The sequence below is a fragment of the Streptomyces sp. NPDC051738 genome (assembly GCF_044453205.1).
Lineage (GTDB): Bacteria > Actinomycetota > Actinomycetes > Streptomycetales > Streptomycetaceae > Streptomyces.
On the sequence record NZ_JBITCM010000018.1, the window covers coordinates 106166 to 132524 of the forward strand.

General features: G+C 71.7%; 20 protein-coding genes and 1 pseudogene. 7 read left to right on the plus strand and 14 right to left on the minus strand.

Annotation, left to right across the window (positions count from 1 at the left end; translation table 11 throughout):
• The 8 genes from dgoD to ACIA8X_RS34985 all read right to left on the minus strand — a co-directional run bounded on the left by dgoD (window position 1) and on the right by ACIA8X_RS34985 (window position 10147).
• Window positions 1–1146 (minus strand): galactonate dehydratase, encoded by a 1146-nt coding sequence (gene dgoD, locus ACIA8X_RS34950; protein WP_393446643.1) that lies wholly within the window; start codon window positions 1144–1146, stop codon window positions 1–3.
• Window positions 1143–1913 carry a FadR/GntR family transcriptional regulator gene (locus ACIA8X_RS34955; RefSeq protein WP_393446645.1) on the minus strand — a complete coding sequence of 257 codons (771 nt, stop codon included), beginning with the start codon at window positions 1911–1913 and terminating at the stop codon, window positions 1143–1145. The genes dgoD and ACIA8X_RS34955 overlap by 4 nt, the downstream gene beginning before the upstream one ends.
• 40 nt (window positions 1914–1953) lie before the next feature.
• The gene (locus tag ACIA8X_RS34960) at window positions 1954–2727 is read right to left on the minus strand and encodes an SDR family NAD(P)-dependent oxidoreductase (protein ID WP_393446647.1); all 774 of its coding nucleotides are present in this window, start codon (window positions 2725–2727) and stop codon (window positions 1954–1956) included.
• Between the two features lie 90 nt (window positions 2728–2817).
• Window positions 2818–4899, minus strand: coding sequence for an alpha-galactosidase (locus ACIA8X_RS34965; protein ID WP_393447330.1), 2082 nt, complete (start codon window positions 4897–4899; stop codon window positions 2818–2820).
• 8 nt (window positions 4900–4907) lie between these two features.
• Complete coding sequence (locus ACIA8X_RS34970) at window positions 4908–5756, minus strand: carbohydrate ABC transporter permease (RefSeq protein WP_399459984.1); 849 nt, start codon at window positions 5754–5756, stop codon at window positions 4908–4910.
• Complete coding sequence (locus ACIA8X_RS34975; protein ID WP_399459985.1) at window positions 5756–6691, minus strand: carbohydrate ABC transporter permease; 936 nt, start codon at window positions 6689–6691, stop codon at window positions 5756–5758. Before ACIA8X_RS34975 ends, ACIA8X_RS34970 begins: the two co-directional genes overlap by 1 nt.
• Before the next feature lies 1 nt (window position 6692).
• On the minus strand, window positions 6693–7979 hold the full coding sequence (locus ACIA8X_RS34980) for an ABC transporter substrate-binding protein (protein ID WP_399459986.1): 1287 nt from the start codon (window positions 7977–7979) through the stop codon (window positions 6693–6695).
• Between the two features lie 20 nt (window positions 7980–7999).
• Window positions 8000–10147 (minus strand): glycoside hydrolase family 27 protein, encoded by a 2148-nt coding sequence (locus ACIA8X_RS34985; RefSeq protein ID WP_399459987.1) that lies wholly within the window; start codon window positions 10145–10147, stop codon window positions 8000–8002.
• 274 nt (window positions 10148–10421) lie between these two features.
• On the opposite strand from ACIA8X_RS34985, the gene ACIA8X_RS34990 reads away from it, so the two are divergent.
• Window positions 10422–11600: a S1 family peptidase gene (locus tag ACIA8X_RS34990; RefSeq protein WP_393446657.1), complete on the plus strand. Its 1179-nt coding sequence runs from the start codon at window positions 10422–10424 to the stop codon at window positions 11598–11600.
• Window positions 11601–11707: 107 nt separating this feature from the next.
• Window positions 11708–12037 carry an antibiotic biosynthesis monooxygenase family protein gene (locus ACIA8X_RS34995; protein ID WP_393446659.1) on the plus strand — a complete coding sequence of 110 codons (330 nt, stop codon included), beginning with the start codon at window positions 11708–11710 and terminating at the stop codon, window positions 12035–12037.
• A 65-nt stretch (window positions 12038–12102) separates the two neighbouring features.
• Here the strand turns inward: ACIA8X_RS34995 and ACIA8X_RS35000 are convergent, their stop codons facing one another.
• Window positions 12103–12942 (minus strand): aminoglycoside phosphotransferase family protein, encoded by an 840-nt coding sequence (locus tag ACIA8X_RS35000; RefSeq protein WP_393446661.1) that lies wholly within the window; start codon window positions 12940–12942, stop codon window positions 12103–12105.
• Window positions 12939–13769 carry a DUF817 domain-containing protein gene (locus ACIA8X_RS35005; RefSeq protein WP_393446663.1) on the minus strand — a complete coding sequence of 277 codons (831 nt, stop codon included), beginning with the start codon at window positions 13767–13769 and terminating at the stop codon, window positions 12939–12941. The genes ACIA8X_RS35000 and ACIA8X_RS35005 overlap by 4 nt, the downstream gene beginning before the upstream one ends.
• 146 nt (window positions 13770–13915) lie before the next feature.
• Between ACIA8X_RS35005 and ACIA8X_RS35010 the strand changes: the two genes are divergently transcribed.
• Window positions 13916–14842, plus strand: coding sequence for a GNAT family N-acetyltransferase (locus tag ACIA8X_RS35010; protein WP_393446665.1), 927 nt, complete (start codon window positions 13916–13918; stop codon window positions 14840–14842).
• Window positions 14843–14956: 114 nt separating this feature from the next.
• Here the strand turns inward: ACIA8X_RS35010 and ACIA8X_RS35015 are convergent, their stop codons facing one another.
• Window positions 14957–15385 (minus strand): hypothetical protein, encoded by a 429-nt coding sequence (locus ACIA8X_RS35015; RefSeq protein ID WP_393447332.1) that lies wholly within the window; start codon window positions 15383–15385, stop codon window positions 14957–14959.
• Between the two features lie 307 nt (window positions 15386–15692).
• Here ACIA8X_RS35015 and ACIA8X_RS35020 point away from each other — a divergent pair, with 307 nt between their 5' ends.
• Window positions 15693–17507 (plus strand): ABC transporter ATP-binding protein, encoded by a 1815-nt coding sequence (locus tag ACIA8X_RS35020; RefSeq protein ID WP_393446667.1) that lies wholly within the window; start codon window positions 15693–15695, stop codon window positions 17505–17507.
• Between the two features lie 103 nt (window positions 17508–17610).
• On the opposite strand, the gene ACIA8X_RS35025 is transcribed toward ACIA8X_RS35020, so the two are convergent.
• Window positions 17611–18726, minus strand: a complete 1116-nt coding sequence (locus tag ACIA8X_RS35025) for a sugar ABC transporter substrate-binding protein (protein ID WP_393446669.1) — start codon at window positions 18724–18726, stop codon at window positions 17611–17613.
• Window positions 18723–21260 carry a SpoIIE family protein phosphatase gene (locus tag ACIA8X_RS35030; RefSeq protein WP_393446671.1) on the minus strand — a complete coding sequence of 846 codons (2538 nt, stop codon included), beginning with the start codon at window positions 21258–21260 and terminating at the stop codon, window positions 18723–18725. Before ACIA8X_RS35030 ends, ACIA8X_RS35025 begins: the two co-directional genes overlap by 4 nt.
• A 296-nt stretch (window positions 21261–21556) precedes the next feature.
• Between ACIA8X_RS35030 and ACIA8X_RS35035 the strand changes: the two genes are divergently transcribed.
• Genes ACIA8X_RS35035 through ACIA8X_RS35045 form a run of 3 tightly spaced genes read left to right on the plus strand, consistent with a single transcriptional unit; the run spans window position 21557 to window position 24737 of the window.
• Complete coding sequence (locus ACIA8X_RS35035; protein ID WP_393446673.1) at window positions 21557–22645, plus strand: substrate-binding domain-containing protein; 1089 nt, start codon at window positions 21557–21559, stop codon at window positions 22643–22645.
• Window positions 22646–22683: 38 nt separating this feature from the next.
• Window positions 22684–23466, plus strand: coding sequence for an ATP-binding cassette domain-containing protein (locus tag ACIA8X_RS35040; protein ID WP_393446675.1), 783 nt, complete (start codon window positions 22684–22686; stop codon window positions 23464–23466).
• Between the two features lie 5 nt (window positions 23467–23471).
• Complete coding sequence (locus ACIA8X_RS35045; RefSeq protein WP_393446677.1) at window positions 23472–24737, plus strand: sugar ABC transporter permease; 1266 nt, start codon at window positions 23472–23474, stop codon at window positions 24735–24737.
• Window positions 24738–24822: 85 nt separating this feature from the next.
• Here ACIA8X_RS35045 and ACIA8X_RS35050 read toward each other — a convergent pair.
• A pseudogene (locus tag ACIA8X_RS35050) lies at window positions 24823–26335 on the minus strand (carboxylesterase/lipase family protein).
• Window positions 26336–26359: the final 24 nt, after the last annotated feature.

Consider the following 26359-nt stretch of genomic DNA (forward strand, 5'->3'; position numbering starts at 1 on the left):
TCACCACTCGGCGAAGGAGTCGTCGGAGTGCCGCCAGACCGGGTTGCGCCAGGCGTGTCCGGTGCGGTCGGCGGCGCGTACGGCCGCCTCGTCGATGGTGATACCCAGGCCGGGAGCGGGGTTGCGGGCGGCGTGTCCGTCCACGAAGCGGAACGGGGCGGGGTCGGCCAGGTAGGAGAGCAGGTCGGCGTCCTTGTTGTAGTGGATGCCTCGGCTCTGTTCCTGGATCAGGAAGTTCGGGGTGGCGAATGCGACTTGGAGGCTGGCGGCGAGCGCGATCGGGCCGAGCGGGCAGTGCGGGGCGAGCTGGGCGCCGTAGGTGTCGGCGAGGGAGGCGATGCGGTGGACCTCGGAGATGCCGCCGGCGTGGGACAGGTCGGGCTGGGCGACGGCGATGCCCGCGGTGAGGGCGGGCAGGAAATCGGTGCGGGAGTAGAGGCGTTCGCCGGTGGCGAGGGGGATCGGGGTCGCGGCGACCAGGCCGGGCAGCAGGTGGCCGTGTTCGGGGACGACGGGTTCCTCGACGAACAGCGGGTGCAGCGGGGCGAGTTCGGCCAGGACGCGGCGGGCGCTCGCGGCGGTGAAGCGGCCGTGGAAGTCGACGGCGACGTCGCGGTCGGGTCCGAGGGCGTCGCGGGCGGCGGCCACGCGGGCGACGACGGCCGCCGTCTCGGCCGCGGTGACGATCGGCGAGGTGGCGCCGGCGGCGTTCATCTTGACCGCGGTGAAACCGGCGTCCACCTGGGCGGCTATCTGGTCGGTGAGCTCGGCGGGTTCGTCGCCGCCGACCCAGGCGTAGACGCGGACGCGTTCACGCACGGGGCCGCCCATCAGGGCGTGCACGGGTGCGCCGTAGGTCTTGCCCGCGATGTCCCACAGGGCCTGGTCGAGGCCGGCGACGGCGCTGGAGAGCACGGGGCCGCCGCGGTAGAAGCCGCCCTTGGTGAGGAGCTGCCAGTGGTCCTGGATGCGCAGCGGGTCCTGGCCGACGAGGTACTCGGCGAGCACGTCCACGGCGGCGCGGACCACCTCGGCGCGGCCCTCGACGACGGGTTCGCCCCAGCCGACCACGCCGTCGTCGGTCTCGATCCGGCAGAACAGCCAGCGCGGCGGGACCAGGAAGGTTTCTATGCGAGTGATCTTCACTTGCCGCCGGTGCCTTTCGTGTCGTCGGGGCTCTTGTCGTCCTGGCGGGTGTCGTCGGGGCCGTCGATCCGGTCCAGGTCCCGCCCGGCCTGGGCGAGCAGGGCCCGCATCGCCGCCTCCGCCGCCCGCGGGTCCTGGTCGCGTACGGCGTCCAGGACGGCGCGGTGGGCCGGTACGGGGTCCTCGCTGTGCGGGTGGCTGTGCACGATGCGGTCGCGGTGGGCGAGGCCCGGCTCGATGACCATCTCCATGCGTTCGAGCAGCTCGTTGTGGGTGGCGGCGAGCAGGGCGCGGTGGAAGGCGAGGTCGGCCTCCACGGCCTGCCCCGGGTCGGCGCCCCGCTCCCCCATCGCCTCCAACGCCGCCTCCAGGGCCGTCAGATCGGCGTCGGTTCGGCGCTCGGCGGCCAGGCGCACGGCGGCCGGCTCGACGATGGCACGCACCTCGGAGAGGTTGCGCAGCAGCGTCCGGTCGGCGTCGGTGGCGTGGTCGGCACCCTCGAACTGCCAGCGCAGGACGTCGGCGTCGAGCAGGTTCCAGTCGGCGCGGGCCCTGACGAACGTGCCGCGTTTCTGGCGGGCGTCGACCATGCCCTTGGCGGCGAGCACCTTCAGGGACTCGCGCAGGGCGGTGAGACTGACGTCCAACTCGCTCTGCAGCGCCACCAGGTCGAGCGTGGCCCCCTCGGGGATCCGTCCGCCCAGGATGCGGCGGGCGAGGGCCTCCACGGTCTGACCGTGCACGCCGCGGCGGGCGTAGGGCGTCATGTCGTACAGCCTTTCTGCCGATGGGTGGGGACTGCGGTGGTCATGCCGAGGCCTTCACGACGCTCCAACCCCCGTCGACGACGAGGCTCGTCCCGGTGATGAAGGAGGCTTCGTCGGCGCTGAGGAAGGCGATGGCCGCGGCCACCTCCTCCGGGGCGCCGAAGCGCCGGGCCGCCGTCTCGGCGACGCTGCGCTCGCGTTCCTCGGGTGGCACCCGGTCCCAGGCCGCCGTCAGGATCGGCCCCGGCACGACGGCGTTGACCCGGACCTCCGGCCCGTACTCGACGGCGAGCTGGCCGCACAGGGACAGCAGGGCGCCCTTGGACGCGGCGTAGGCGGGGTGTCCGGGGATGCCCATGCGCGCGTGGACTGACGAGGTCAGCACCGCCGCTCCCCGCCGGACCCGCAGATCGGGCAGCACCGCCCGGAAGCCGAGGAAGCTCGCGGTGACGTTGACGGACAGCTGACGCTGCCACGACTCCAGGGTCAGTTCGTGCGCCGGGGCCACGTCGACGGTGAAGGCGTTGCTGACGAGGACGTCCACGGGCCCGAAAGCGTGGGCGGCGGCCACGATCCGCCGCCAGTCGTCCTCCGCCGCCACGTCCGCCCGCACGAACCGGGCCCGGCCACCGTCCCGCGCGATCCGTTCGGCCACCGCCGCGCCGCCTTCCTCCGCCACGTCGGCGAGCACGACGGCGGCTCCCTCCTCGGCCAGGCGTACGGCGGTGGCGGCTCCGATGCCGGAGGCCGCGCCGGTGACCACGGCCGTGCGGCCGGCGAAGCGGCCACCGGGCCTGCGAGGGGACTGGTCCATCGTGGGGTCGACTCCTTCGTGTCCTTCGTGTCCTTAGTGCCTTCGTGAGCTCGCTGAGCGAGTACGGGCCGTGCGGGAAACATATGCGGCTCACCGCCGTGTCAGTACCACCAGGTCGGCATCGTGATCGGCGCTCCAGGCGAAGGGCAGCCCGTAGTGCAGCAGATGGGCTCCGCCGTACGTCGTCCCCGTCGCCGTGTCCCGGTAGTGGGCCGCCGGGTCCAGCCCCCGTAGCCGCAGACGGTCGGGGCGCCCGGGCACGAGCGGGGCTCCGTCCAGGCGTCCGGTGCTCAGCGCGGCCACGACCGTGCGGTCACCGGCGTCGTACTGCACCCCGCAGGTCGTGTCCGCCGGGGAGCCGAGCAGCCGGGCCTCTCCGTGGTGGATGACGTCCCGCACCTCCTTGTAGCGGGCGACCCACCGCGCGGCCTCGGCCCGCTGCTCCGGGGTCCAGGCGCGCAGGTCGGCCCCGATGCCCAGCACTCCGCACATGGCGTTCACGAAGCGGAAGGCGAGGCTGCGCGGGCGCGGGTCGAAGACGCCGGTCGCGTCGGTGACCCAGGAACTCATGACGTGCGGTGCGTGGGCGTGCAGGAAGCCGTGCTGGACGGTCAGCCGGTCCAGCGGGGCGGTGTTGTCGCTGGGCCAGACGACGTCGGCGCGGGCCAGCGTCGTGTGGTCGACGCGCGCTCCGCCGCCCGCGCAGGCCTCGACGGTGACGTCGGGGTGGGCGGTGCGCAGGTGGTCCAGGACGCGCAGATATCCGGCGACGTGCTCGGCATCCAGGTCGACGGGGCCCGCACCGGGTCGGCCGCGCTCGGTGGGCGGGCGGTTCATGTCCCACTTGAGGTAGCCGATGTCGTACGTGCCGAGGAGCCGGTCGAGGGTGCCGATCACGAAGTCCTGGACGTCGGTGCGGCCGAGGTCGAGCAGGAGTTGGTTGCGGACCAGGCGGGCGGGCCGGCCGTCGATGCGGTAGACCCAGTCGGGGTGTTCGGCGTGCAGGCGGCTGTGCGGACTTACCGCCTCGGGCTCGACCCACAGACCGAAGTCCAGGCCGAGGCCGCGTACGTCGTCGACGAACCGGTCGAAGCCCTGCGGGAAGGCGACCGGGTCCGGATACCAGTCGCCGAGTCCACCGGTGTCGTCGCCGCGGCCGGTGAACCACCCGTCGTCGACGACGAACAGCTCGGCGCCGATGTCGGCTGCGGCCTTCGCCAGCTCCAGCTGTCCGGCGGCGTCGACGTCGAAGCCGGTGGCCTCCCAGGAGTTGTAGAGGACCTTGCGGGTTCGGTGCAGGCGGTCGCCGGCCAGGTGGCGGTCGTAGCGGTGCCAGACTCGGGACAGGCCGTCGAGGCCGTCCGGGCTCATCGCGCAGGCGAGGCGGGGCGTTGTCAGGGTGGCGCCGGGGACCAGGACGACGGCGCCTTCGTGGGGCACCCGCCCGGCCCGTACCCGGACCGCGCCGCCGGGTTCGGCCTCGGCGGTGATGTGCCAGTTGCCGGGCCACTCCAGGGCCACACCGTAGGCGGAGGCGTCGTCCGTCGTCCGGTCCTGCACCGCGAGCCAGGGCGCGTAGGCGTGGCCGGGCACGCCCTGGGTGCTGCCCATGGTGAACACGCCTCTGGTGATGTCGAGCCGGGTGCGCTGGAACTCCTGCGACCACTGGCCGGTGAGGTAGGTCAGGCGGGCTCCGGCGGTGACGGGGATGTTCACGGCGGCCGAGTCGAGGCGTTCCAAGCGCAGTTCCTCGGGTCCCGTGCAGGTGAGTTCGGTCCAGCGGTGCAGGACGTCGGTGCCCGGGACGGTGGCGTAGCACAGGGTGGTGCGCAGGCCGAGGAAGTCGTCGGTGAAGGTGAGGCGGAGGCTGTGCTCGTCCGGGGACGCCTCGGCTCCGGTGAAGGTCCACCAGGTGCCGCGCTCGTGGCCGGGGCGGCTCGCGATGAGGTCGGCGCCGTTGAACGGCCGTAGCCCGTACGGCAGATACTCGGCCGGGGCGGCGTCGGCGGGCGTGATGAAGTGGGTGCGGTGGGACCAGTCGAGGGCCGACGGTCCGGTCTCGACGCCGTGCGGCCCCCAGGCGTCCAGTTCGGCCCAGGGGCCGTCCGGGGACAGCCGTACGGTGTAGCTGGTGTGCTCGGTGCGCAGGGTCCAGCGCTGGGACGGCGTCAGTTGACCGCTCACTTGACTGCTCCGAGGTTCAGGCCGGCCACGAAGTGGCGCTGGAAGCGCAGGAATACGGCGACGGTGGGGGCGGCGGCGATGACCGACCCGGCGGCGATCACGTTCCACATGGACACGTACTGGCCCTGGAGCCCGATGAGGGCCGCGGTGATCGGCATCTTGGTGTCGCTGCGCAGCACGGTGATCGCCCACAGCAGGTCGTTGAAGATCCAGGTGAACGACAGGGCGCTGAGCGCGGCGAGGGCGGGCCGGGTGAGCGGCAGGATGATCCGCCAGAAGATCTGCCAGGGCCCGGCGCCGTCCACGACGGCCGCCTGCTGGATCTCGGGCGGGATGGCCCGCATGAATCCGTGCAGGACGAAGACGTAGAAGCCGACGCCGAACCCGATCTGCACGCCGATCAGCGCGGGCAGGGTGTCGTGGACGCCCATCAGCTCGCTCAGCTTGGAGACCGGGATGAGCAGGATCTGCGGCGGGAGCAGGTTGCCGCCGAGCATGAGCAGCAACAGGGAGCGGCGCAGGGGCAGTTCGTAGCGGCTGAGCGCGAACGCGGCCATGGCCGCCAGCGCCAGGGTCACCAGGACGCACGGGACGGTGACGATCAGGCTGTTGATCAGGGCGCGCTGCTGGCCGCCGTCGACCCAGGCCAGACGGAAGTTGTCGAGAGTGAAGGAGCGGGGCCAGCTGCCCAGGCCGTTGGCGGCGATGTCGTCGAAGGAGCGCAGGCTGGTCACCAGGACCAGGGCGATGGGCAGCAGCCACAGGACAGCCAGGGCGCCTGCGCTCAGATGGAATCCGGCGGTCGCGGCCCGCTTGCGGCGCACCGCCGTGGAGTTGGCGGACATCAGTCGGCCTCCCGGAACGCGCGGACGAGATAGGCGGCGATGACGCCGAAGGCCAGCACGAAGATGACGACGGCGAGGGCGGAGCCGTAGCCGAGCCGCAGGGACTGGAAGGCGGTCGAGTACATGTAGGTGCTCAGCAGTTCGGACGAGTGGTAGGGGCCGCCGCGGGTGAGCGACCACACGACGTCGAAGGAGCGCAGCGAGTCGATGACGATGACCGAGAGAACGACCGCGTTGACGCTGCGCAGTTGGGGCAGGGTGACGTGCCGGAAGCGCTGCCAGGCGCTCGCGCCGTCGACCTTGGCGGCCTCGTACAGGGCCGGGTCGATGCCCTTCAGGCCGGCGAGGTAGAGGACCATGACGTAGCCGATCTGGCGCCACAGCGCGGGCACGATGACCGCGTACAGGGCGGTGTCCTGGTCGGCGAGCCAGGCGTGCCGCAGGCTGCCGAGGCCGACGGACTCCAGGAGTTGGTTGAGGACGCCGTCGGGCTGGTAGATGGCCTGCCAGACCAGGGCGGTGGCGACCAGGGAGAACACGACGGGCAGGAAGAGGGCGGCCCGGTAGAAGCCGACGCCGCGCCGCTCCTGCTGGAGCAGCAGGGCGGCCGCGAGGCCCAGCAGGGCGGACAGGCCGCCGAACAGCACCAGCCACAGCGCGGTGTTGGCTGCCGCGCCGCGGAAGACGTCGTCGCCCGCCATCTCCCGGAAGTTGTCCAGTCCGACGAACCTCGGTGCCGACACGCCGTCCCAGCTGGTCAGGGCGAGGTAGAAGCCCTGGAGCGCGGGCCAGAACACCCACACCGCCTCGGCGAGCAGCGGGACGAGGACGAAGGCGAGGACCAGCGGCGGGGTACGCCGAGGGCCCCGGCCCCGGCCGCCACGGGACGGCGCCGGGACCGGGAGTTTGCGGTGGGGGGCGGTCAGGACGGCCATGTCAGGCCTTCCAGGTCTTCTCGGCCTCGCGCTGCCAGTCGGTGAGGATGCTCCCGATCTCCTTGGGCCTGGCGAGGAACTTGGTCAGTGCGTTGTCCGCGGTGGGCTGGAGGGCGTCGCTGGAGTCGCGGTTGAAGAACTGGGTGATCTCGGCCGCCTCCTCGATGTGCGCGCGGCCCTTCTTCACCAGCGGTGTGCCGGAGTCCTCGGCGTCGGGGTGGCAGGGCAGGACGGTGCCGGACGATCCCTTGATGTACGTCTCCTGCGCCTCGGCGGTGGCGAGGTAGCCCAGCACGTCGAGCACCCCGTCGCGGCGGCCGGTGCGGGCGCTGGCGAAGTAGCCGTCGGTGGGGGCCTCCTCGGCGAGCGGGACCTTCGGGTCGATGACCGGGAAGCGGAAGAAGTCGATGTCGTCGAGGGCGTCCTTGGGTGCCGCGTCGGCGAAGAAGGTGCCGATCAGCATCATGCCGCTGCGGCCGTTGAGCAGGGCGGTGGTGGCGTCCTGGAAGGCGCCCGCGGTGCCGTTCGGGTCGAAGTACGGCAGCACCTCCTGCCAGCGGTCGAAGACCTTGCGGACCTCGGGGTCGTCGAACCGGTGCTGTCCGGCGAGGAGTTGGCGGTGGTACTGGGCGCCGTTGATGCGAATGTCGAGGTAGTCGAACCAGGCGGACGCCACCCAGGCGGTGTTGCCGCCGGCGCCCAGCCCGATCGGGTCGACGCCCTTGCTCTTGAGCTTGTCGCACAGGTCGAGGAAGTCGTCCCAGCTCTTCGGCTCGCTCACGCCCCACTTGGCGAAGTGGGACTTCCGGTAGAACATGCCCCACCAGTAGTAGGTGGCGGGGACGAAGACCTTCTTGCCGGAGCTCGCGGTGCACAGCGTCTGGAGCGCCTTGGAGTAGCGCTTGAGGTCGGGGCCGTCCCACAGCTCGTCGAGGTCGAGCAGCAGGTCCTTCTTGGCGTAGGCGTCCGCGACCGAACCGGGGTACCAGGTGTAGACGTCCGGCGGGTTGGCGGACGTCAGGTACGTCGGCAGCTGGGTGCGGAAGGTCTCCGCGGCGACCGTGTTGAGGCTGACGCCTTCGGCGCCCTTCTTGCCGTAGGCGGCGACGACGTCCTCCATCGCCGCCTTGGCCTGCGGGGCGGACAGGTTGGACTGGAGGGTGACCGCACCCTCGGAGGAGGACTTCGACGAGGAGGTCGAGGTGACGCAGCCGCTGAGCAGCGCGGTCGTCCCGGCGGCGCCGAGTCCGGCGAGGAAGCGCCGTCGGCTGGACTGAGGGTTCGTCATGGAGGGCTCCTGCTGGGTGATCAATTGCCGATGTGCTTGAACTGGGTCCGGTGGACCACCCCGTCGACCCCGCGGAACACCGCGTCGACCGCACCGTCCGCCTCCGCGACCGCCCCGAGCGCGCCCTCGAACGCGGCACTGGGGAACTCCTGCCGCTTCGTCCAGCCCTGCCACGCGCCGACTTCGTAGCGCTGCTGCCAGAGCGTGTAGTCGCCCGCCCGCGCGTACAGCACCACGGCGTCCCCCACGGCGACGAGCGTCGGACTGCCGCTCACGGTCCCGCCGAGCGAGGCCCACCCCGACCACTCCCCCGAGGCGTCCCGCGACCGCGTCCACACGTCGTCCGCCGAGGTCCGCACGGCGACATGGACGCGCCCCTGCGCGTCGACGACGGCGGACGGTCTGCCGTACGTCGGCCGGTCGCCCGGCGCCCCCAGCGACGACCAGCCGGACGAGGGCCCGCGCTGCACGATCCGCCCGTCCGCCCCGCGCGCGACGAGGGTCCAGTGGGTGGGGTCGGTGAAGGCCACGGACGGCGCGTCGGTCACCTGCCCGCCGAGGCCCTGCCAGTCGCCCCAGCGTCCGTCGGCGAACACCCGCCGGTACACGCGGGAGTCGGCGCCGCGCACGAACACGTCGATACGGCCGCCGGCGGAGGCGTAGGCGGCCGGCTGGCCGAGGATCCCGCCCCGGGCCGGACCTCCGAGGTCCCTCGTGCGCGGCGTGCCGCTGCCGTCCGCGCCCGCCGAGTGCAGGACGAGGTTCCCGCCCGGTCCGCGGTAGAAGGTGGTGAGCGTGTCTCCGTCGCGCACCACGGCCGGGCTCGCGGTGGCCTTCTCGCCCAGACTCGTGCCGGGCAGGGCGTCCTCACCGGTCAGTTTCAGGAACGCGGTGCCGTGTGCGGGGACCTCGACGGTGTACGACCCGGTGTGCGTGCCGCGATCGGCGCGGGCCCGCAGGTCGCGCACCTTGACCGATCCGCCCAGCGCCGCGTCGGCGAAGTTCACGGTGCGCCGGGCCGGTTGGTCGGAGCGGTTGAGCAGGACTACCGCGCGTCGGCCCTGCCCCGCGAGGACCTTGCTGTAGACGTCGCCGGTGGAGTCGGTGGCCACCCGGACGCCCTGCACGGCGAGCGGGTCCTGGTTCACGGCGATGATCTCGGGGTTGCGCAGGGTCCTGATCATCGAGGCGGGCAGGGCGCGGGGGTCGGAGCCGAGGACCAGCGGGGAGCCCATCTCGGCCCACATCACGAACTGGGTGGTGGACTCCTCCTGCGTCAGCTCGTACGACCCGTCGGCCATCCGGCGCATGGGGATGAGGTAGTCGGGGTCGTTGTAGCGACCGGGCCCCTGCGCCTCGGGATGCCAGGCGTTGGCGTCCATGTTGCGCAGCACGTTGGGCCACTGGCCGGGGCTCGGGGTGCCCCAGGCGATGTCCGTGCCGGTGCGCCAGGAGTCCGCGATCGTCGGGGCGTAGGCGTAGGTGTTGTGCGCGTCCTGCTCCGGCGTGTGCGGCAGGCCCCAGTCGTCGGTGAGCGGGTTGCACAGGTTGAGCAGCATCCTGCGCCCGGACTTGGCGACGGCGTCGCTGAACTCCTTGAACGCGGGCCCCGGATCGAGCTTCGCGCCGATGCCGCACAGGAAGTCGACCTTGATCGCGTCGACCTTCCAGTCGGCGAACTGCCGTGCGTCCTCGTCGTAATGGCCGCGACTGCCGAGCCCACAGGTCTTGCCGCCGTCGTAGGTCCCGGCGTCCGTGTAGATGCCGGCCTTCAGTCCGCGCTGGTGGAGGTAGGAGACCAGGGCCGGGATGCCGGACGGGAAGCGGTCTGGGTGGGCCGTCAACCGCCCTTGCGCGTCACGGGGGTTGTCGGCCTGCCAGCCGCCGTCCAGCCACACGATGTCGTATCCGCTGTCGCGCAGACCGCTGCTGACGAGCTTGTCGGCGACCGCGCGGACCTCCTTCTCGGTGGGCGCGCCGAGCCCGTAGTAGGTGTTCCAGCCCATGTACGGCGTCGGCGCGAGACCGCTGTCGTAGTAGGCGGGCGCGCCCTGGTCCACGGCGGTGTCCGCGGTGGCGGCGGGGGCGATGGACGCGGTCAGGACCACGGAGATCGCGGTGGCTAGGACGAGTGAAGTCACGTGCCTCTCCCGGAGGTTGGGAAGCATCAGGAGATTTGGGAAGCATCAGGAGATGACGCGGGCCGCTCGGGGCGGGGCCGTCGGTCACGGCGACGACTGTGGCGCGTGACCGAAATCCTGTCAATATTAATTACTAATTTAAAGAAACATGGGCTCGCGACCCTGCCGATCAGTCATTCAAGGGTGCATTGGTATGGACCTGACACGCCGCCATCGCTAGGATCTGCCCGACCCTGAATGAGAGCGCTCTCAGCTTGCGGTGTTCCACCCCACCTTGCTGGAACGACGAAGGGCAACTCCTTTGAGACGCATCAGACTCACGCACGCGGGACTGGCCGTACTCCTCATGCTCGGCGGCTGGACCGCGAGCGGCACCGGACCCGCCTCGGCGAACGACTCCCCCTCGGCGAACGACTCCCTCTCGGCGGCCGACGCCGAACCCGCCTCCGCCGGACTACTGGAGGCGATGCAGCAGGACCTCGGCCTGTCGAAGCGGCAGGCCGAGGCGCGACTGGCCGCGGAGCGCACCGCCATGGACCGCACATCGAAGGCACGAAAAGCCGCCGGGTCCGCCTACGGCGGCGCCTGGTTCGCCCCGGAGAGCGAGCGGCTGACCGTGGCGGTCACGTCGGACGCCCCGCCCGCGACCGTACGGAAGGTCCGGGCCACCGGAGCGGCGGTGCGCACCGTCGCCCACAGCGCGCGAGAACTCGACGCGGCCAAGGCCCGTATCGACCGCATCTCCGCGCCTTCGGGCGTCAGCAGCTGGCACGTCGATCCGGTGGCCAACACGGTCGTCGTGAACGTCGTACGCGACAGGCAGGCTGACAACGATGTCCGGCGGTTCGTCTCCCGTGCCCGGGCAGCCGGACCGGTCACCGTCGAGACGGTCGCCGCGGCTCCGCGCACCTTCGCGGCGGGAACGGTCGGCGGCGACCCGTACTACACGGGCAACGTCCGCTGTTCCATAGGCTTCTCCGTGCACGGCGGGTTCGTCACGGCGGGCCACTGCGGCCAGGCGGGGGCCGGGGTCAGGGGCTGGGACGGCAGCCATGTCGGCTCGTTCCGGGGCTCGTCGTTCCCCGGCGACGACTACGCCTGGGTGAGCGTCGGCAGCGGCTGGTGGACCGTGCCGGTGGTCCTCGGCTGGGGCACGGTCCCGGACCAGCTCGTACGTGGCTCGGGCGAGGCGCCCGTCGGCAGCTCCATATGCCGCTCCGGCTCCACCACGCACTGGCACTGCGGGACGGTGCTGGCCAAGAACGAGACGGTCAACTACAGCCAGGGCGCGGTGCACCAGATGACCAAGACCAGCGTCTGTGCCGAACCCGGCGACTCCGGCGGCTCCTTCATCAGCGGTGACCAGGCGCAGGGGGTCACCTCGGGCGGCTGGGGCAACTGCTCCGGCGGCGGGGAGACCTGGTTCCAGCCGGTCAACGAGATCCTCAACCGCTACGGGCTGACCCTGCACACGGCCTGATCGGGCGGCGCCCCCGGCGACGGGGGCGCCACTCGCGGCGCGCCATCGGGGCGGTGCGGGCCGAGTCGCTGTCCGGCGGCCCGAGGGCGTGCGGCAGGATGAGGGCCATGAGCGTAGTCAAGATCAACGTACTGACCGTCCCCGCCGAGCAGCGCGAGACGCTCGAGAAGCGGTTCGCCTCGCGTGCGCACGCCGTGGAGGGCTCCGACGGTTTCGAGTGGTTCGAACTCCTGCGGCCGGTCGAAGGCACCGACCAGTACCTCGTCTACACGCGCTGGCGTGACGAGGAGTCCTTCCAGGCCTGGATGGAGGGACCGATGAAGGCGGCCCACCAGGGCGGCGGCGCGGAGAACGCCGAACGCCCCAAGCCGGCGGCCAGCGGGTCCACGCTGTGGTCCTTCGAGGTCGTGCAGCAGGCGGCGCCGACGAGCAAGTAGCGGTTGGCGGCCGGGGGTGCCCATGGTGCCCCCGGCCGGTCGGCGTCACCCTGCGAGCAGTTCCGTCAGCCGGCGGAAGCCCGACGCCCCAGGAGCATCTCTGCGATCGCGAGCTGCTCGGTGTTCGGCACCTGTCCCGCCTCCACCCGCCACAGGGAGCCTTGCAGCACCCGCCCCAGGGTCCAGGCCCGTGCCCGCTCGCGGTCCACGCCCAACGCCTCCGTCAGCAGATCGAAGCGGCGCGTCAACCGGCCCTCGCCGAAGCGGCTCCACAGTGCGGGCAGCACCTCGAAGCACGGGTCCCCCGCCAGCGGCTTCGGATCGATCGCCAGCCAGGGTTCGCGGCCGGCGGCAAGCACATTCTCGAAGTGCAGGTCCCAGTGCAGCAACCGGTCCCCCGTCTCGTCCGCGACCTCGCGCAGGGCCGCCGCACAGTCCTTCAGCAGGCGGGCGTCCTCGTCAGCGCCCCTGCTCTCCAGCTCCGCGAGTACCGGCGGCAGCCGCTCGAACAGGCCCGCCACGACCGCGTCCAGCCGCCGCAGCCCCGCCGGTGCCGGAACCGCCGTCAGCCGCGCGAGCAGCTCCGCGAGGATCCGGGTCGCGTCCATCACATCGGGGACGGTGAACAACGGCCGGTCCTCGTCGAGCCGTTCGAGCAGCAGCGTGCCTGTCTCCGGGTCCTCCGCCAGCAGGTGTACGGCCCCGTCGCCGCCCCAGGTCCGTAGCGCGAGCCCCTCACCGGCCGTCTCGTCGTCGACATCCTGGAGTTTCAGCGCGGCCCGGCTCCCGTCGCCGCGCACCACGGGCAGCACGACCGAGGCGCGCCCGCTCATCGGCGCCCCCTCCTGGCTGAGCGCCCACCGCGCCACGAAGACCGCGCCCCGTTCCAGCAGTCGCGCGTTCACGATCCTCCCTGCGTCGGGACACGCGTGCGGTGGGTCTCACGACGGCGGTTCGGGCGGGTCACCGCCGCCAGGACGAAGGTAACGCTGATCAGCAGGGACCAGGCGCCGAACTTCTCCACTCCCACGGGCTCCCAGCCGTGCAGCTGGTAGGGGTAGCGCCAGGCGCCCAGGTAGGTGGCGAGGTTCTCGGCGACCCAGAGGAAGAAGCCGATCAGGACGAACGACAGCGCCAGCGGCATCCGGCGGCGTACCCCGCGGACCGTGTAGCGCACGGACGTGCCCGCAGTGACGGCCAGGAGCAGGCCGGCCAGGAGCCAGCGCATGTCGGGCAGCCAGTGGTGGCTGAAGAAGTTGACGTAGATCGCCGCGGCCACGACCGCTGTCGTACGCGGCCGGTAGCGGACCAGCTCCAGGTCGAACAGGCGCCAGCCCCGGCAGACGTAGCTGCCGACGGCCGCGTAGAGGAACCCTCCGTACAGCGGGACGCCCGCGAACTTCAGCACGGCGGGTTCCGGGTAGCTCCACGAACCGAGGGACACCTTCACCAGCTCGAAGGCCAGCCCGATGACATGGCAGAGGGCGATCACGGCGATGTCCCGGCCGTTCTCCCAGCCGCGCAGCCAGAACAGGAGGCTGAGCAGCACGCCGTAGACGACGAGCAGGTCGTAGCGGGCCACGGGGAGGCCGGGCAGCAGGGTGGACGCGGCCACGCCGGAGAGCAGGGCGATGGCGAAGGCGCAGGACCGGGTCTGCGTCCAGGCGAAGTCGAGCAGCTGACGTATCGAGGAGGCCAGGGGGCCGGTGTTGGTGTTGGTGTTGGTGAGCATGATGTCTTGAAGGACGGTCCCCTGGCCCGCGTGGTTCGTCAGTACCAGTTCGTGTTCGTCAGGGCGGGCGCCGGAGCCGGGAACGGAGGGTGGCCGCCGTCGAAAACCCGTTGCGGCCGTCCTCCCCTCCCCCGGACCCTGAGCCCATGTCCTACGTCATACGCCCCGCCGGCCTCGACGACGCGGCCGCCGTCACCGACCTGCTCAACGACATCGACCGGTTGGAGATCGGTCGGCCCGAGACCGACCTGCACATCGTCGAGGCCGATCTGAAGCGGTCCGACATCGTGCTGGAGCGCGACTCCTGGCTGGCCTTCGACGGCGACCAGCTGGTGGCCTACGGGCTGCTGTGGGACGAGTCGGGGGGTGAGCGCGTCGACATCGATCACTATGTGCTGCCCGAGCACCAGCAGGCGGGGGAACTTCTGCTGGACGCGATGGAGGCACGGGCCCTGGACAAGGCCCGGGCGAACGGCGCGGCGAGGGCGGTGGTGCATCTGCACCTCAACACGGAGCCCACGCTCGACACGGGGCTGATCGAGCAGCGGGGCTGGTGCGTCGTACGGCGCTATCACGTGCTGCACCGGCCACTCGACGTGGCCGAGGACGTCGTGCCGGAGGCTCCGCCCGGCGTACGGGTGCGCGCATGTGTCGACGAGGCGGATCGTGCGCGGGTGCATGCGCTGTACCAGTCGAGCTTCGCCCAGCACTTCGACTTCCAGGCGCGTACCTACGACCAGTGGCTGGAGGACGTTGACGCCGACGTGCTCGATTGGTCGCTGGTGTGGATCGTCGGCACCGAGGAGCTGGGAGATGCCGGGTTCCTCCTCGCCCGCGACGACCGGGAGGCTCTGGGCTGGATCCGGAGCATCGGAGTTCTGCGCGAGGCCCGTGGCCGGGGTCTCGGCGGGCTGCTGCTGCGGCACGCCTTCGGGGCCTTCGCCGCGCGCGGACGGGAGACGGTCGGGCTCGGCGTGGACACCGCCAACACCACGGGGGCTCCCGCCCTTTACGCGCGGCACGGGTTGACGGTCCGCTACGCCGTCGACACCTGGGAGACGGTCCTGAAGTGACCGCCGACGGCGGCGCGGAGGGGCGGCAGGGATCAGCTTGCCTGTCGCGCCGGCGGCGCCGCCGCGCTCACCGTCGTGCGGACGAACCGGCGCCCGACCTCCCGCCGCCGCCCTTCATATGAGACCTCGCTCGTCCCCGGCGGCAGGCGGCTCTTCGGCGCCGGCGAGTGCCTTGCGCCGCTTGTCGTGGCGGAGGGCCGCGGCCGTGACCAGTGCGCCGAGCCCCTCCCACAGGCCCACGCCGAGGAGGCCGGACGGGGCACGGCCGCCGAGCACCGCCAGGGTGAAGACCGTGCAGGTCAGCAGGCGGAACGGGACCGTCCAGCGGAAGAAGGCCCGCCAGTCGGAGAGGGCGGCCAGGACGTAGTACACGCCCATGTTGAGTGCCGCCATCGAGGACGCGGTCAGGAAGACCAGTGTGTGATCTCCCTCCGCACGCCCGGCGTCCCCTACACGGGTGAAGCCCATGACGGTGAGCAGGGCGTCCGGGGCGATGAGCCCGACGACGCCCATGACGGCGGCGAGGACACCGAACACGGCCATGGTCCAGCCGGACGGGGAGCGGGGCAGGAGTCGCACGAAGTCCTCCGTGGGCCTGGGGAGTTGGGGCTGTGGTGTCCCTGCATACCGTGCGGGTCCGGTGCGGTGAAGGCAGGGGTCCGAGACCGGTGACCGACACCGTTGCGACCTGCTCCCGAGGGCCGTTTCCCGACCGGAAAACACTTGGACTGCGCGGTCGCCGTCGCGGGACACTTCCGCACTCGAACCCGAACTCACACGGCCGTCGCCGGCGATGACCCCTGCCCGCGTGGACGCGTGGCAGGCTGCCGCAGAACAACACAGGGTTGGGATGGAACCGCTTCAATCACGCAAGGTCCAACCGGGCAAACGCTCGGTACTGCTCGCACTTCGCTACTACGGACGGGAGTTGGCCAGGCTCCGCCGGCTGACCGTACCCACGATGCTGCTCTCGGCGCTGGGCAACATCGGAATCAACTACATCGCGCCGCTGATCGTCGCCAAGCTCGTGGGTGACATCGCCGAGGACAAGGGTGTCACCGTCGGCTCGGCGCTGCCGTACGTCCTCGGCTTCGTCGGGGTGCTGCTGCTCGCGGAGGGGCTGTGGCGCGTCGCCCTGCACTGTCTGAACCGCCTCGACGCCCTGGGCATCGAGCACCTGTATGTGATCGGGATGGACGAGTTGTTCGCCAAGGACGCCGCGTTCTTCCACGACAACTTCGCCGGGTCGCTGACCAAGCGCGTCCTGAGCTTCGCCTCGCGTTTCGAGCAGTTCGTCGACACGCTGACGTTCCAGATCGTGGGCAGCTTCGTGCCGCTGGCGTTCGGGGCGGTGGTGCTGTGGCGGTACGAACCTCTGCTCGTGGTCGGGCTGCTGGTGATGATCGCCGTGACGGCCGTGTGCGTGGTGCCGCTCATCCGGCGCCGCCAGGCGCTCGTCGACGAGCGTGAGGAGGCGATCGCCCGGGTGTCGGGCCATGTCGCCGACAGCCTGATGAACATGGACACGGTGCGGGCGTTCGCCGCCGAGGGGCGCGAGGCGGCCGAGCACCGCGCCCGCGTCGCGGCCTCGCGGCGGCTCACGCTGCGGTCGTGGGACTACGGCAATCTGCGCATCGACACGCTGGTCGCGCCGATGTCGGCGCTGACCAACGCGCTGGGGCTGCTGCTCGCGGTCACGCTCGGCGGGGGCGCGCACGGTGTGGAGGCGATCGTGGTGGCCTTCACCTACTACAGCAACGCGACGCGGATCATGTTCGAGTTCAACCAGATCTACCGTCGGCTGGAGAGCTCGATGACGGAGGCGGCGCAGTTCACCGAACTGCTGTTGGCGCCGCCGACGGTGCTCGACCCGCCGTCGCCGGAGCCTGTGGTGGGCGGGGCCGCCGATGTCCGCTTCGAGCGGGTGGTCTTCGCCCATGCCGGTGGCCGGCCGCTGTTCGAGGGCCTCGACCTGGATGTGGCCGCCGGCTCGAAGATCGGCCTGGTGGGCCGGTCCGGTGGCGGCAAGACGACGCTGACCCGGTTGCTGTTACGGATGACGGACGTCGACTCCGGTCGGATCCTGGTCGGCGGTCAGGACATCAGCCGGCTGCGCCAGGCCGATCTGCGCGGTCTGATGGCCTATGTGCCGCAGGACCCGGCGATGTTCCACCGCACTTTGCGGGACAACATCGCGTTCGCCCGGCCGGATGCCACCGAGGCCGAGATCCGCCGGGCGGCGGAGGCGGCGCACGTCACGGAGTTCGCCGACGCGCTGCCGTACGGCTTCGACACCATGGTGGGCGAGCGTGGCGTCAAGCTGTCCGGCGGTCAGCGCCAGCGGGTGGCTCTGGCCCGGGCGATCCTGCGGGACGCGCCGATCCTGCTGCTCGACGAGGCGACCAGCGCGCTGGACTCGGAGAGCGAGATCCTCGTCCAGGAGGCGCTGTGGCGGCTCATGGACGGGCGGACGGCGCTCGTGGTGGCGCACCGGCTGAGCACGGTCGCCGGCATGGACCGGCTCGTCGTCCTCGACCGCGGACAGATCGTCGAGCAAGGCACCCACGACGAACTGCTCACGGCGGAGGGCGCCTACGCCAAGCTGTGGCAGCACCAGTCGGGTGGATTCCTCGACGACAGCCCGGCTCGGGCCGAGTTGCCCTGAGCCGGATGCGGGCCCGGGGGCGGGCGGCGGATGCGGTCCGTCGCCCGTACGCCGGGTTCGGTCCTCGACCGAGCCCGCGGGGGGGGGGCGGGGCGCGAAGGCCTCACGGGGAGAGTCCGGCCTGCGTGCAGGCGGGCCGGATCTTGCGGGTGCAGATCTGCTCGATGGTGTACACGCCGTCCTTGACGAGTGTCTCCTTGATGTTCCCGACCTTCACCGTTCTCGGGGTGAGCAGTACGGCCGGGATGTCCTCGGTGGTGGCGCTGTCCAACGTCGTCGTGGCCATGTCCCGGACGTCCTCGCCACGCCCCAGGGCGACGGCCATGTCGGCGGCCGCGGAGGCTTCCGCCAAGAACGGTTTGTACACCGTCATGTACTGCTCGCCCTTGATGATGCGCTGCACGGCGTCGAGGTCGGCATCCTGGCCGGTCACGGGGGGAAGCGGCCTGACTCCGGCCGTCTTGAGAGCGGCAATGACTCCCGCGGCGATGGAGTCGTTGGCGGCCAGGACACCGCCGATCCGGTCCCCGCCCAGGGCCGCGATGGCGGCGGACATGTTGGCGTGGGCGTTGTCGGTGCTCCAGGCCGCGGTGTCGTACGACCTGGCGATCCTCAGCTTGCCCGAGATGACGGACAGCGCGCCCCTGCGGAACCACGCCGCGTTGGCGCTGGTCGGGTCGCCGTTCATCATGACGATGTTCCCGCCGCCCCCCATGGCCTCCAGGAGCGCCTCGCCCTGGAGCCTGCCGACCTGCGCGCCGTCGAAACTGACATAGCCCGAGATCGGTCCTTCGGTGAGCCGGTCATAGGCGATGACCGAGGCACCCGCCTTACGTGCCTCCTGGACCGTGGAGCGCATCGCCTTGCTGTCGGCGGGGTCGAGGATCAGGACCCTGGCCCCCTTGGTGATCATGGAGATCATCTGTTGCCGTTGCGTGACCGCGTCGCCCCCGGCGTTGGCGTACACCACGGTGCACCGAGGACACGACTCCTTCAGTTGCCGCTCGATCAGCGGCTTGTCCCACCTCTCCCAGCGAGGGGTCACTCGGTTCGGGAACAGCAGGCCGATCGTGAAGCTGTCCGACCCCGCTTCGTTCTCTCCCCCGCAGGCGGCCAGGGACATCGCCAGGAGTCCGGCGACTAGCGCCGCGACGACCTGCCGCCTACGGATACGGGTGCGGGTGCGGAAACCGGTACGGGCATGGGTGCGGGTCGTCATGGCAGGCCCCCTGGGTCCCCTGGCGGCACCGAGTCCGCGAGGACCGGCTCGGGTCGTGGCACGCGGATCTCGCTCCACACCTGCTTGCCGCCGGCCACCGGCACGGAGCCGAAGGTGTCCGACATGGCCTCGACCAGCAACAGGCCCCGGCCGCCGGTCGACTCCCAGTCCACGATCACCGGTTTGGCGGGGGCACGCGGCGAGGCGTCGGTCACGCTCACGCGGACCAGGTCGCCGCGGAGGATCAGGTCGAGGCGTACCGATCCCTGCGTGTGCACCAAGGCGTTGGTGACCAGTTCGGACACGACGAGCAGTACCCCGTCGGCGGCTTCCGCGACCTTCCACCGGCGCAGGGTGCGTGCCGTGAAACGGCGGGCGTGCATGACGGCATCGGGCAGCCGCCACACCTCCCAGCCGGCCCGGATCGGGCGGGCCGTCATGCCGTCGTAGCGCAGCAGCAACAGCGCGACGTCGTCCTCGCGGCGGCCCTCGTCGCCGAGCAGTTCGTCCGCCATCCGCCCCGGGTCGGCCGGGTCGGCCGCGGCGAGCGCGAGGCGTGTCCGGTCCATCCCCTCGTCCAGGGGAAGGTCGGCGGCCTCGACCAGGCCGTCGGTGACCAGGGCGAGCACCGTGCCCGGGGTCAGTGCCGCCGCGGTCATGGGGAACTCGGCCTCGGCGAGCACGCCCAGCGGGAGCCCTCCCTCGACCTGTACCTCCTCGGTGGTGCCGTCGGGGTGGCGGATCAGCGGGGAGAGGTGCCCGGCCCGCACGAACAGCGCGTTGCCCTCCTCCATGTCCAGTTCGACATAGCAGCAGGTGGCGAAGAGGTCGGTCTCCATGCCGACCAGCAGCCGGTTGGCGTGGGAGACGACCACGTCCGGCGGATGGCCCTCCACCGCGTACGCCCGCACCGCGGTGCGCATCTGGCCCATGATCGTCGCGGCTCCGGCGCTGTGCCCCTGCACATCGCCGATGACCAGGGCCACCCGGTCCTCGGAGATGACGATGACGTCGTACCAGTCACCGCCGACCTGCAGTCCGCGCCGGGCCGGCAGATAGCGGGCGACGGCCGTGCCGCCGGGGAGCCGGGGCAGCCGCCGGGGCAGCAGGCTGCGCTGCAGCAGCGTCGCGAGTTCCTGCTCGGCGTCGTAGGCGTGCGCCCGTTCGAGGGCCTGCCCGACCAGCGCGGCGGTCGCGGTCAGCACGGACCGCTCCTCGGTGGCGAACTCGTGCGGCTGGTCCCAGCCGACCAGGCACACACCGATGACCCCTCCCTTGACGGGCAGCGGCATGACGGCCAGGCCTCCGGCGCCGATGCCGGCGAGTCCCGGTTCGAGGGCCGTGCCGGCGGGCCACAGGTCCATCCGCCCGTCCCGCAGCGCCAGTTGGAGGGTGGGCAGGGCGCGCACCGGGGCGTCGGGCCACTCCGAGCGCCACTGGGCACGCCAGGTCTCCGGCCAGGCGGGGGGCTGCGGCGGGTCGAGCACGATCACCGCCAGCCGGTCCTCCCGCAGTTCGGCGAGGGCCACCCGGTCGGCGGCCAGCGGTTCGCGCAGTGCGGTGACCACCACGCGGCCGACGTCCTGGACCGTCGAGGCGTCGTCGAGTGCGGCGGTCAGCCACTGGATCCGGGACACGTCGTCCGCGCTGCGGCGCTGCACCGAGGTCGCCGTCACCACGCCCAGCAGCTGCTGCGGCCGGTCGTCGGCGCTCGCCGCCACCCGGCACCGCAGGCTCAGCCAGCGCACCTCGCCCGTGGGGTGGCGGACCCGGAACTCCAGCTCGCGCCGGGCGGACTCGGGGGTGGACGGCTCCAGGACGGACATCAGCGCGTGCATGTCCTCCGGGAGGGCGTTCGCGAGCAGGGTGTCGGCCTTGCCGTCGAAGTCGGCGGGGGTGATGCCGACCAGCCCGAGCAGCGTGTCGTCGGCGTCGATCACGCCGGTGTCCGGCACCAGGACGAAGGAGCCGACACGCAGCGCGCGCAGGGCGGGGCCCAGCAGCGAGGGCGGCCCGGGGTGGTCCGCGCCGGCCCTGAGCAGATCGGCGACGGAGTCGGCGTACCGCTCCAGGAAGCGCCGCTGCTCGCGGTCGAATCCGTCGGCCGATGTCCCCACGACGACTAGGCAGCCCAGCCGTCCGCCCGCCGCCCTGAGGGGCAGCGCGCCCAGTGACGTCCGGCCACGTGGCGGTGTCGGCACTCCCTCGTCGTCGTAGGCGGTGAGGGCCGCGGGGTTCAGCCAGAGCGGCCGGTCGGCGCGCAGGGCCCGCGCGGCGGGTGAGTCACCGGTCAGGGGCAGCAGCTTCGGCAGGCCGTACTGGGCGGCGCCGTCTCCGGCCGTCTCCACCAGCCGTAGCTCCGCCTCCCCGGCACCGGGCGCGTAGACAGCCGCCAGCGCCGCTCCGGCGAACGTCAGGGCACGCTCCCCCGAGGCGGCCTCGTGCTCCGGAGGCGGTGATCCGGTGCCCGCGGCCCCGCGCTCCGATGCCCGTAGCTGCGAGACGCCGGTCCGGGCACGGCCGTCATGAGGCATGTCCGCACCTTCCTCCCGCCCCGAGGCCACAGGTGCCGACGGACTGAGATCGGGGGCGCTCCGCTACCAGCGTCTCACACAGGGGCGAAGCAGACAGATCGGCATGATTCCCCTACCACCCGGGGATAATCAGGAACCCCCCAGGGACCACCCGGGACCCGCCCGGACTCCACGGTGACCGCGTTCGCAGTTCATCGCGGCCGGTGCCACACTTACGACATAGTCGATCTGTCACAGTTCATCCAGTATGTCCTCCTGTCTTCCGTAGTACGGTCCGGGCGAGGGAGGTCTCTCGCATGAAGGCCTGCGTACGGGGGGCGGTCGTCGCGGTGACCGCGGCCGCCTCGGCCGCCGCGCTCGCGGCCTGCGGGGAGAGCGGTAGCAGCGACTCCGGCAGGGGGAACCAGCCGCGGATCGGCGTACTGCTCCCGGACGCCACCACGGCCCGCTGGGAGACGAACGACCGGCCGCTGCTCGACCGGCAGATCAAGGAGCTGTGCGCGGACTGCGAGGTCGAGCACGCCAACGCCAAGAACGATGTGGCCATCCAGCAGGCCCAGATGGACTCGATGATCACCGAGGGGGTCGACGCCATTCTGCTCGTGGCCGTCGACGCCCGCTCACTGCGCCCCACGGTCACCAAGGCGGACGATGCCGGCATCCCCGTCATCGCCTACGACCGCCTGGCCGAGGGCCCCATCGCGGCGTACGCCTCCTTCGACGGCGAGGAGGTCGGCAGACTCCAGGGCAGGGCGTTGCTGCAGGCCATGAGCGACCGGGCGACCGGCGACCGGATCGTCATGATGAACGGCGATCCCAGCGACCCCAACGCGGTGTCGTTCAAGAAGGGCGCCCTGGCCGAGCTCCAGGGCAGGGTCCAGATCTCCAAGGAGTACGAGACCCGCCAATGGCGTACGGAGGCCGCCCACATGAACATGTCCGGCGCCATCTCCGCCCTCGGCGCCGACAACATCGACGGGGTCTACGCCGCCAACGACGGCCTCGCGGCCGGCAGCATCGCCGCGCTCAAGGCCAACAAGGTCGACCCGCTGCCGCCGGTCACCGGGCAGGACGCCGAGCTCGGAGCCGTGCGGCGGATCGTGGCCGGCGAGCAGTACATGACCGTATACAAGCCCTTCGCGCCCGAGGCCTCCGCGGGCGCCGCGCTGGCCGTGGCCGCGGCCCGCGGCGAGAGCCTCGACCGGGTCGCCCAGGACACGGTGCGGACCAGCACGGGGAGCACGGTTCCGGCCGTCCTGCTCACCCCCGTGTCCGTGACCGTCGAGACTATCGAGGACACCGTGGTGAAGGACGGTGTGTACACGATCCGGCAGATCTGCATCCCACAACTCGACGCCGCCTGTGCCAGGGCCGGACTCACCTGACCGGCCGGCTCCGGTGCCGGCCCGGTCTCGGGAAGGAGATGGTGTTCGTGCCGAGTCCCCCCTTGCTGGCGCTGCGCGGCGTGTGCAAGCGCTTCGGGGCTGTCGAGGTCCTCTCCGACATCGAACTGGAGATCCGCGCGGGGCAGGTCGTCGCGCTGCTGGGTGACAACGGGGCCGGCAAGTCGACCCTGGTCAAGGTGATCTCCGGAGTGACCCCGGCGGACAAGGGCGTCATCGAGTGGGAGGGCCGGCCGGTCCAGATCAGACGCCCGCACGACGCCCGGGACCTGGGCATCGCCACCGTCTACCAGGACCTCGCGCTGTGCGGGAACCTCGACGTGGTGGGCAATCTCTTCCTCGGCCGGGAGGTGCGCAGGTACGGCTTCCTCGACGAGGTGGAGATGGAGCGGCGCACCAGTCGGCTCCTGGAGCGGCTGACCAGGGGGGTTCCCGATCTGCGCGCCCCCGTCGTCTCCCTGTCCAGCGGCCAGCGGCAGACGGTCGCCATCGCCCGCTCGCTCCTCGGCGACCCACGCATCCTCCTCCTGGACGAACCGACCGCGGCGCTCGGGTTCGAGCAGACCAGCGAGGTCCTGGACCTGGTGGACCAGCTGCGCGACCGGGGTCTCGGGGTGCTGCTCATCAGCCACAACATGGGCGATGTCAAGGCTCTGGCGGACCGGGCCGCCGTGCTGCGGCTCGGCCGCAACAACGGCTTCTTCGACGTGAACACCGCGTCCCAGGAACAGATCATCGCCTCCGTCACCGGCGCCACGGAGAACGTGCCGCGCCCCATGGCCCATCGGGAGACAGGGTGGTGAAAGGGATGCACGGCGAGACGGAGGCGTCCGCACCTTCCGCGCCCACCGCCAAGACCGGCCGACCGCCCCGTGCCGCGGCCCTCGGCCAGCTCCTCGACAGCTCGGTCGCCGTTCTGCGGCGCAAGCTGAGCGCCGGTGAACTGGGCTCGCTCCCGGTCGTCCTGGTCCTCGCCGCCGTCTGGATCACCTTCCAGTCCCTCAACAGCAGCTTCCTGTCACCGCGGAACCTGTCCAATCTCAGCGTGGACATCGTCGGTACGGGTCTGATCGCCGTCGGCATCGTCTTCGTCCTGCTGATCGGTGAGCTCGATCTGTCGGTCGGCTCGATCAGCGGTCTCGCCGCCGCCGTCTTCGCCGTTCTGAACGTGAACAACGGCGTGCCGGAGTGGCTCGCCTTCGTCAGCGCGGTGCTCGCGGGCACCCTGGCGGGAACCCTCCAGGGCTACTCCGTCGCCAAGACCCGGGTACCGGCCTTCGTCATCACCCTCGCGGGGCTGCTGACCTTCAACGGCCTCATGCTCTACATCCTCGGGACCAGCGGCACCGTGAACCTCGACGAGAACGGGCTCGTCGCCCAGCTGACGAGCTACTACTTCACCCACGACGCCGCCGCCTACGGTCTGGCGGCGGTCGGCACGGGCCTGGTCTTCCTGGTGTCCCACCAGGACCGGCGGCGGCGCATGGCGGTGGGCATGCCGCACCGCTCGCTGAAGGGGGTCATCGTGCGTACGGCGGTCCTCGCGGCGGTGGCGTTCACCGCCGCGTACCTGCTCAACCGGTTCCAGGGGCTGCCGCTCGCCCTGCTGATCTTCCTCGTGGTGGTGGCCGTACTCGACATCGTGCTGCGCCGCACGCACTACGGACGGCAGGTCTACGCGCTCGGCGGCAGCATCGAGGCGGCCCGTCGCGCCAGCCTCAACGTGACCGGTGTGCAGACCGCCGTGCTCGCCGTCTCCGGCACCATGGCCGCGCTCGGCGGCCTGTTCCTGGCCTCGCGCATCACCTCGGTGAGTCAGGGAGCGGGCTCGGGTCTGCTGCTGCTCAACGCCATCGCGGCGGCCGTCATCGGCGGCACCAGCCTGTTCGGGGGACGCGGTACGACCTGGTCCGCGGTGCTCGGCATGCTGGTCATCCAGTCGATCGCGTCGGGCATGGTGATCACGGACACCCCCACCGCCGTCCAGTTCATGATCACGGGCGGGGTGCTCTTCGCCGCCGTGGTCATCGACGCACTGGCACGACGCTCGCAGGAGGCGCACGGGCGGGCGTGACGGAGGGCGGTAACCCAGGGTGACGTGGGAGACCGGCCGGCGGCGGTGAGCGCGAGGCCCTCCCGCCTCCTGGCCGGTCTCACCGTCATCGCGTCGTCAACGGCAGCGCCGCGAAGGTGTGCCGCTCCCAGAGACGGCGCGAAGCCTCCTCCGGGTACGCGGCGACCGTGGGTTCGACGTCGAGGAGCCGGACGAGACGGTTCTCGGTGTCGTAGCCGGGCCAGCCCGGGTCGCCGGTGCGGGCGAACGCGGTCCAGGCGGCGCGGATGTGGGCCGAGAGCGTCTCGGTCTCCGGCGTGGGCTCGGGGCCGATCAGCATGGCGCCGAGTCCGCCGTACACCCCGAAGGTCAGGGGCACGTCGAGGCCGTGGCAGGCGCGGAGAAGGCCGCCGTTCGCCGGGGCCGGCCAGGTGAGTTCGTACAGGTGGGCCCGGCCGCCGCCGGTCACCTGGGCGTCCGCCAGATGCAGCGAGGGCATGCGGAAGAGCCAGTCGGACTGCACCAGCTCGAAGAGGTACTCCGCCGAGGCGTCCGGGAACGCCGCGCGATAGGCCCGCTCGGCGTCCGCAGCCGGCCCGAACATGCCCAGCGCCTTCGACGCCAGCCCCTCGTCCACCCGGCCGAGCAGCCCGCCGAGCAGCACGAAGAGGCGGTACTCGTCCCGGTTGTGCCCGGCGATCAGCTCGACGTCGCGCCCGGCGCCGTCGGCGAGGGCCTCCCACGGCGTCGCGGGCAGCACCTCGCCGTCGACGACCGGGGAGTACGGCGTCGGGGTGAGGGCGACCGCGCCCCACCGGTGGACGTACTCGGGCGCTCAGCGCGGCACTCGCTTCGGGCAGCTTGCGCGGGTCCACGCCGGACAGGTCCGCCACCGTCGGACGCAGCCCGAGCTCGCCGGCCACGGCCTCGGCGATGTCGGCGGCCAGCCCGTCGGAGAAGAAGGTGCCGGGCACGCTCTGCGCGATGGCGCGGCGGAACAGGCCCCGGGCACTCGGCATGGCCATCAGCGCGGCGATGGAACCGGCGCCGGCCGACTCGCCGAAGACGGTGACCTGGTCGGGGTCGCCGCCGAAGGCGGTGATGTTCTCGCGCACCCACTCCAGGGCGGCGACCTGGTCGAGCAGTCCGCGGTTGGCGGGAGCACCCTCGATCCGCAGGAACCCCTCGACACCCACGCGGTAGTTGAGGGTGACGACGACCAGCTCGCCATCGCGGGCGAGCCGGCCGGCGTCGTAGGCGGGGTCGTCGGCGGAGCCGAACTTGTAGGCGCCGCCGTAGAACCACACCATCACCGGGCGTCGGGCCGCCGGGTCCGCCTCGGGCGTCCAGACGTTGACGGTCAGCCAGTCGTCGCCGGCCGGGGCGGGGCCGCCAGGAGCACCCTCGGGGCCGAACGGCTCCTGCGGAGGCGGCGGGCCGAAGGCGAACGCCTCCCGTACGCCGTCCCAGCGCTCCGCGGGTCGCGGTGCGGCGAAGCGCGCCGCGCCCACGGGGGGCTGCGCGTACGGGATACCGCGGAAGACGGCGAGGCCACCCTCCAGGCGGCCACGGACCGCACCGGCCGCCGTACCGGCTTCCGGAAACTCGGCACTGCTCATCGACGACTCCTTGGGAGGCTCACG

Coding starts and splice junctions, on each gene's coding strand:
- ACIA8X_RS34970 (WP_399459984.1), bottom strand. CDS start 5,756: ATGTCCGCCAACTCCACGGCGGTGCGCCGCAAGCGGGCCGCGACCGCC.
- ACIA8X_RS35005 (WP_393446663.1), bottom strand. CDS start 13,769: ATGCTCACCAACACCAACACCAACACCGGCCCCCTGGCCTCCTCGATA.
- ACIA8X_RS34960 (WP_393446647.1), bottom strand. CDS start 2,727: ATGGACCAGTCCCCTCGCAGGCCCGGTGGCCGCTTCGCCGGCCGCACG.
- ACIA8X_RS35040 (WP_393446675.1), top strand. CDS start 22,684: ATGGTGTTCGTGCCGAGTCCCCCCTTGCTGGCGCTGCGCGGCGTGTGC.
- ACIA8X_RS35030 (WP_393446671.1), bottom strand. CDS start 21,260: ATGCCTCATGACGGCCGTGCCCGGACCGGCGTCTCGCAGCTACGGGCA.
- ACIA8X_RS35035 (WP_393446673.1), top strand. CDS start 21,557: ATGAAGGCCTGCGTACGGGGGGCGGTCGTCGCGGTGACCGCGGCCGCC.
- ACIA8X_RS34995 (WP_393446659.1), top strand. CDS start 11,708: ATGAGCGTAGTCAAGATCAACGTACTGACCGTCCCCGCCGAGCAGCGC.
- ACIA8X_RS35010 (WP_393446665.1), top strand. CDS start 13,916: ATGTCCTACGTCATACGCCCCGCCGGCCTCGACGACGCGGCCGCCGTC.
- ACIA8X_RS35015 (WP_393447332.1), bottom strand. CDS start 15,385: ATGGCCGTGTTCGGTGTCCTCGCCGCCGTCATGGGCGTCGTCGGGCTC.
- ACIA8X_RS35020 (WP_393446667.1), top strand. CDS start 15,693: ATGGAACCGCTTCAATCACGCAAGGTCCAACCGGGCAAACGCTCGGTA.
- ACIA8X_RS35025 (WP_393446669.1), bottom strand. CDS start 18,726: ATGACGACCCGCACCCATGCCCGTACCGGTTTCCGCACCCGCACCCGT.
- ACIA8X_RS34985 (WP_399459987.1), bottom strand. CDS start 10,147: ATGCTTCCCAACCTCCGGGAGAGGCACGTGACTTCACTCGTCCTAGCC.
- ACIA8X_RS34980 (WP_399459986.1), bottom strand. CDS start 7,979: ATGACGAACCCTCAGTCCAGCCGACGGCGCTTCCTCGCCGGACTCGGC.
- ACIA8X_RS34955 (WP_393446645.1), bottom strand. CDS start 1,913: ATGACGCCCTACGCCCGCCGCGGCGTGCACGGTCAGACCGTGGAGGCC.
- ACIA8X_RS34975 (WP_399459985.1), bottom strand. CDS start 6,691: ATGGCCGTCCTGACCGCCCCCCACCGCAAACTCCCGGTCCCGGCGCCG.
- ACIA8X_RS35045 (WP_393446677.1), top strand. CDS start 23,472: ATGCACGGCGAGACGGAGGCGTCCGCACCTTCCGCGCCCACCGCCAAG.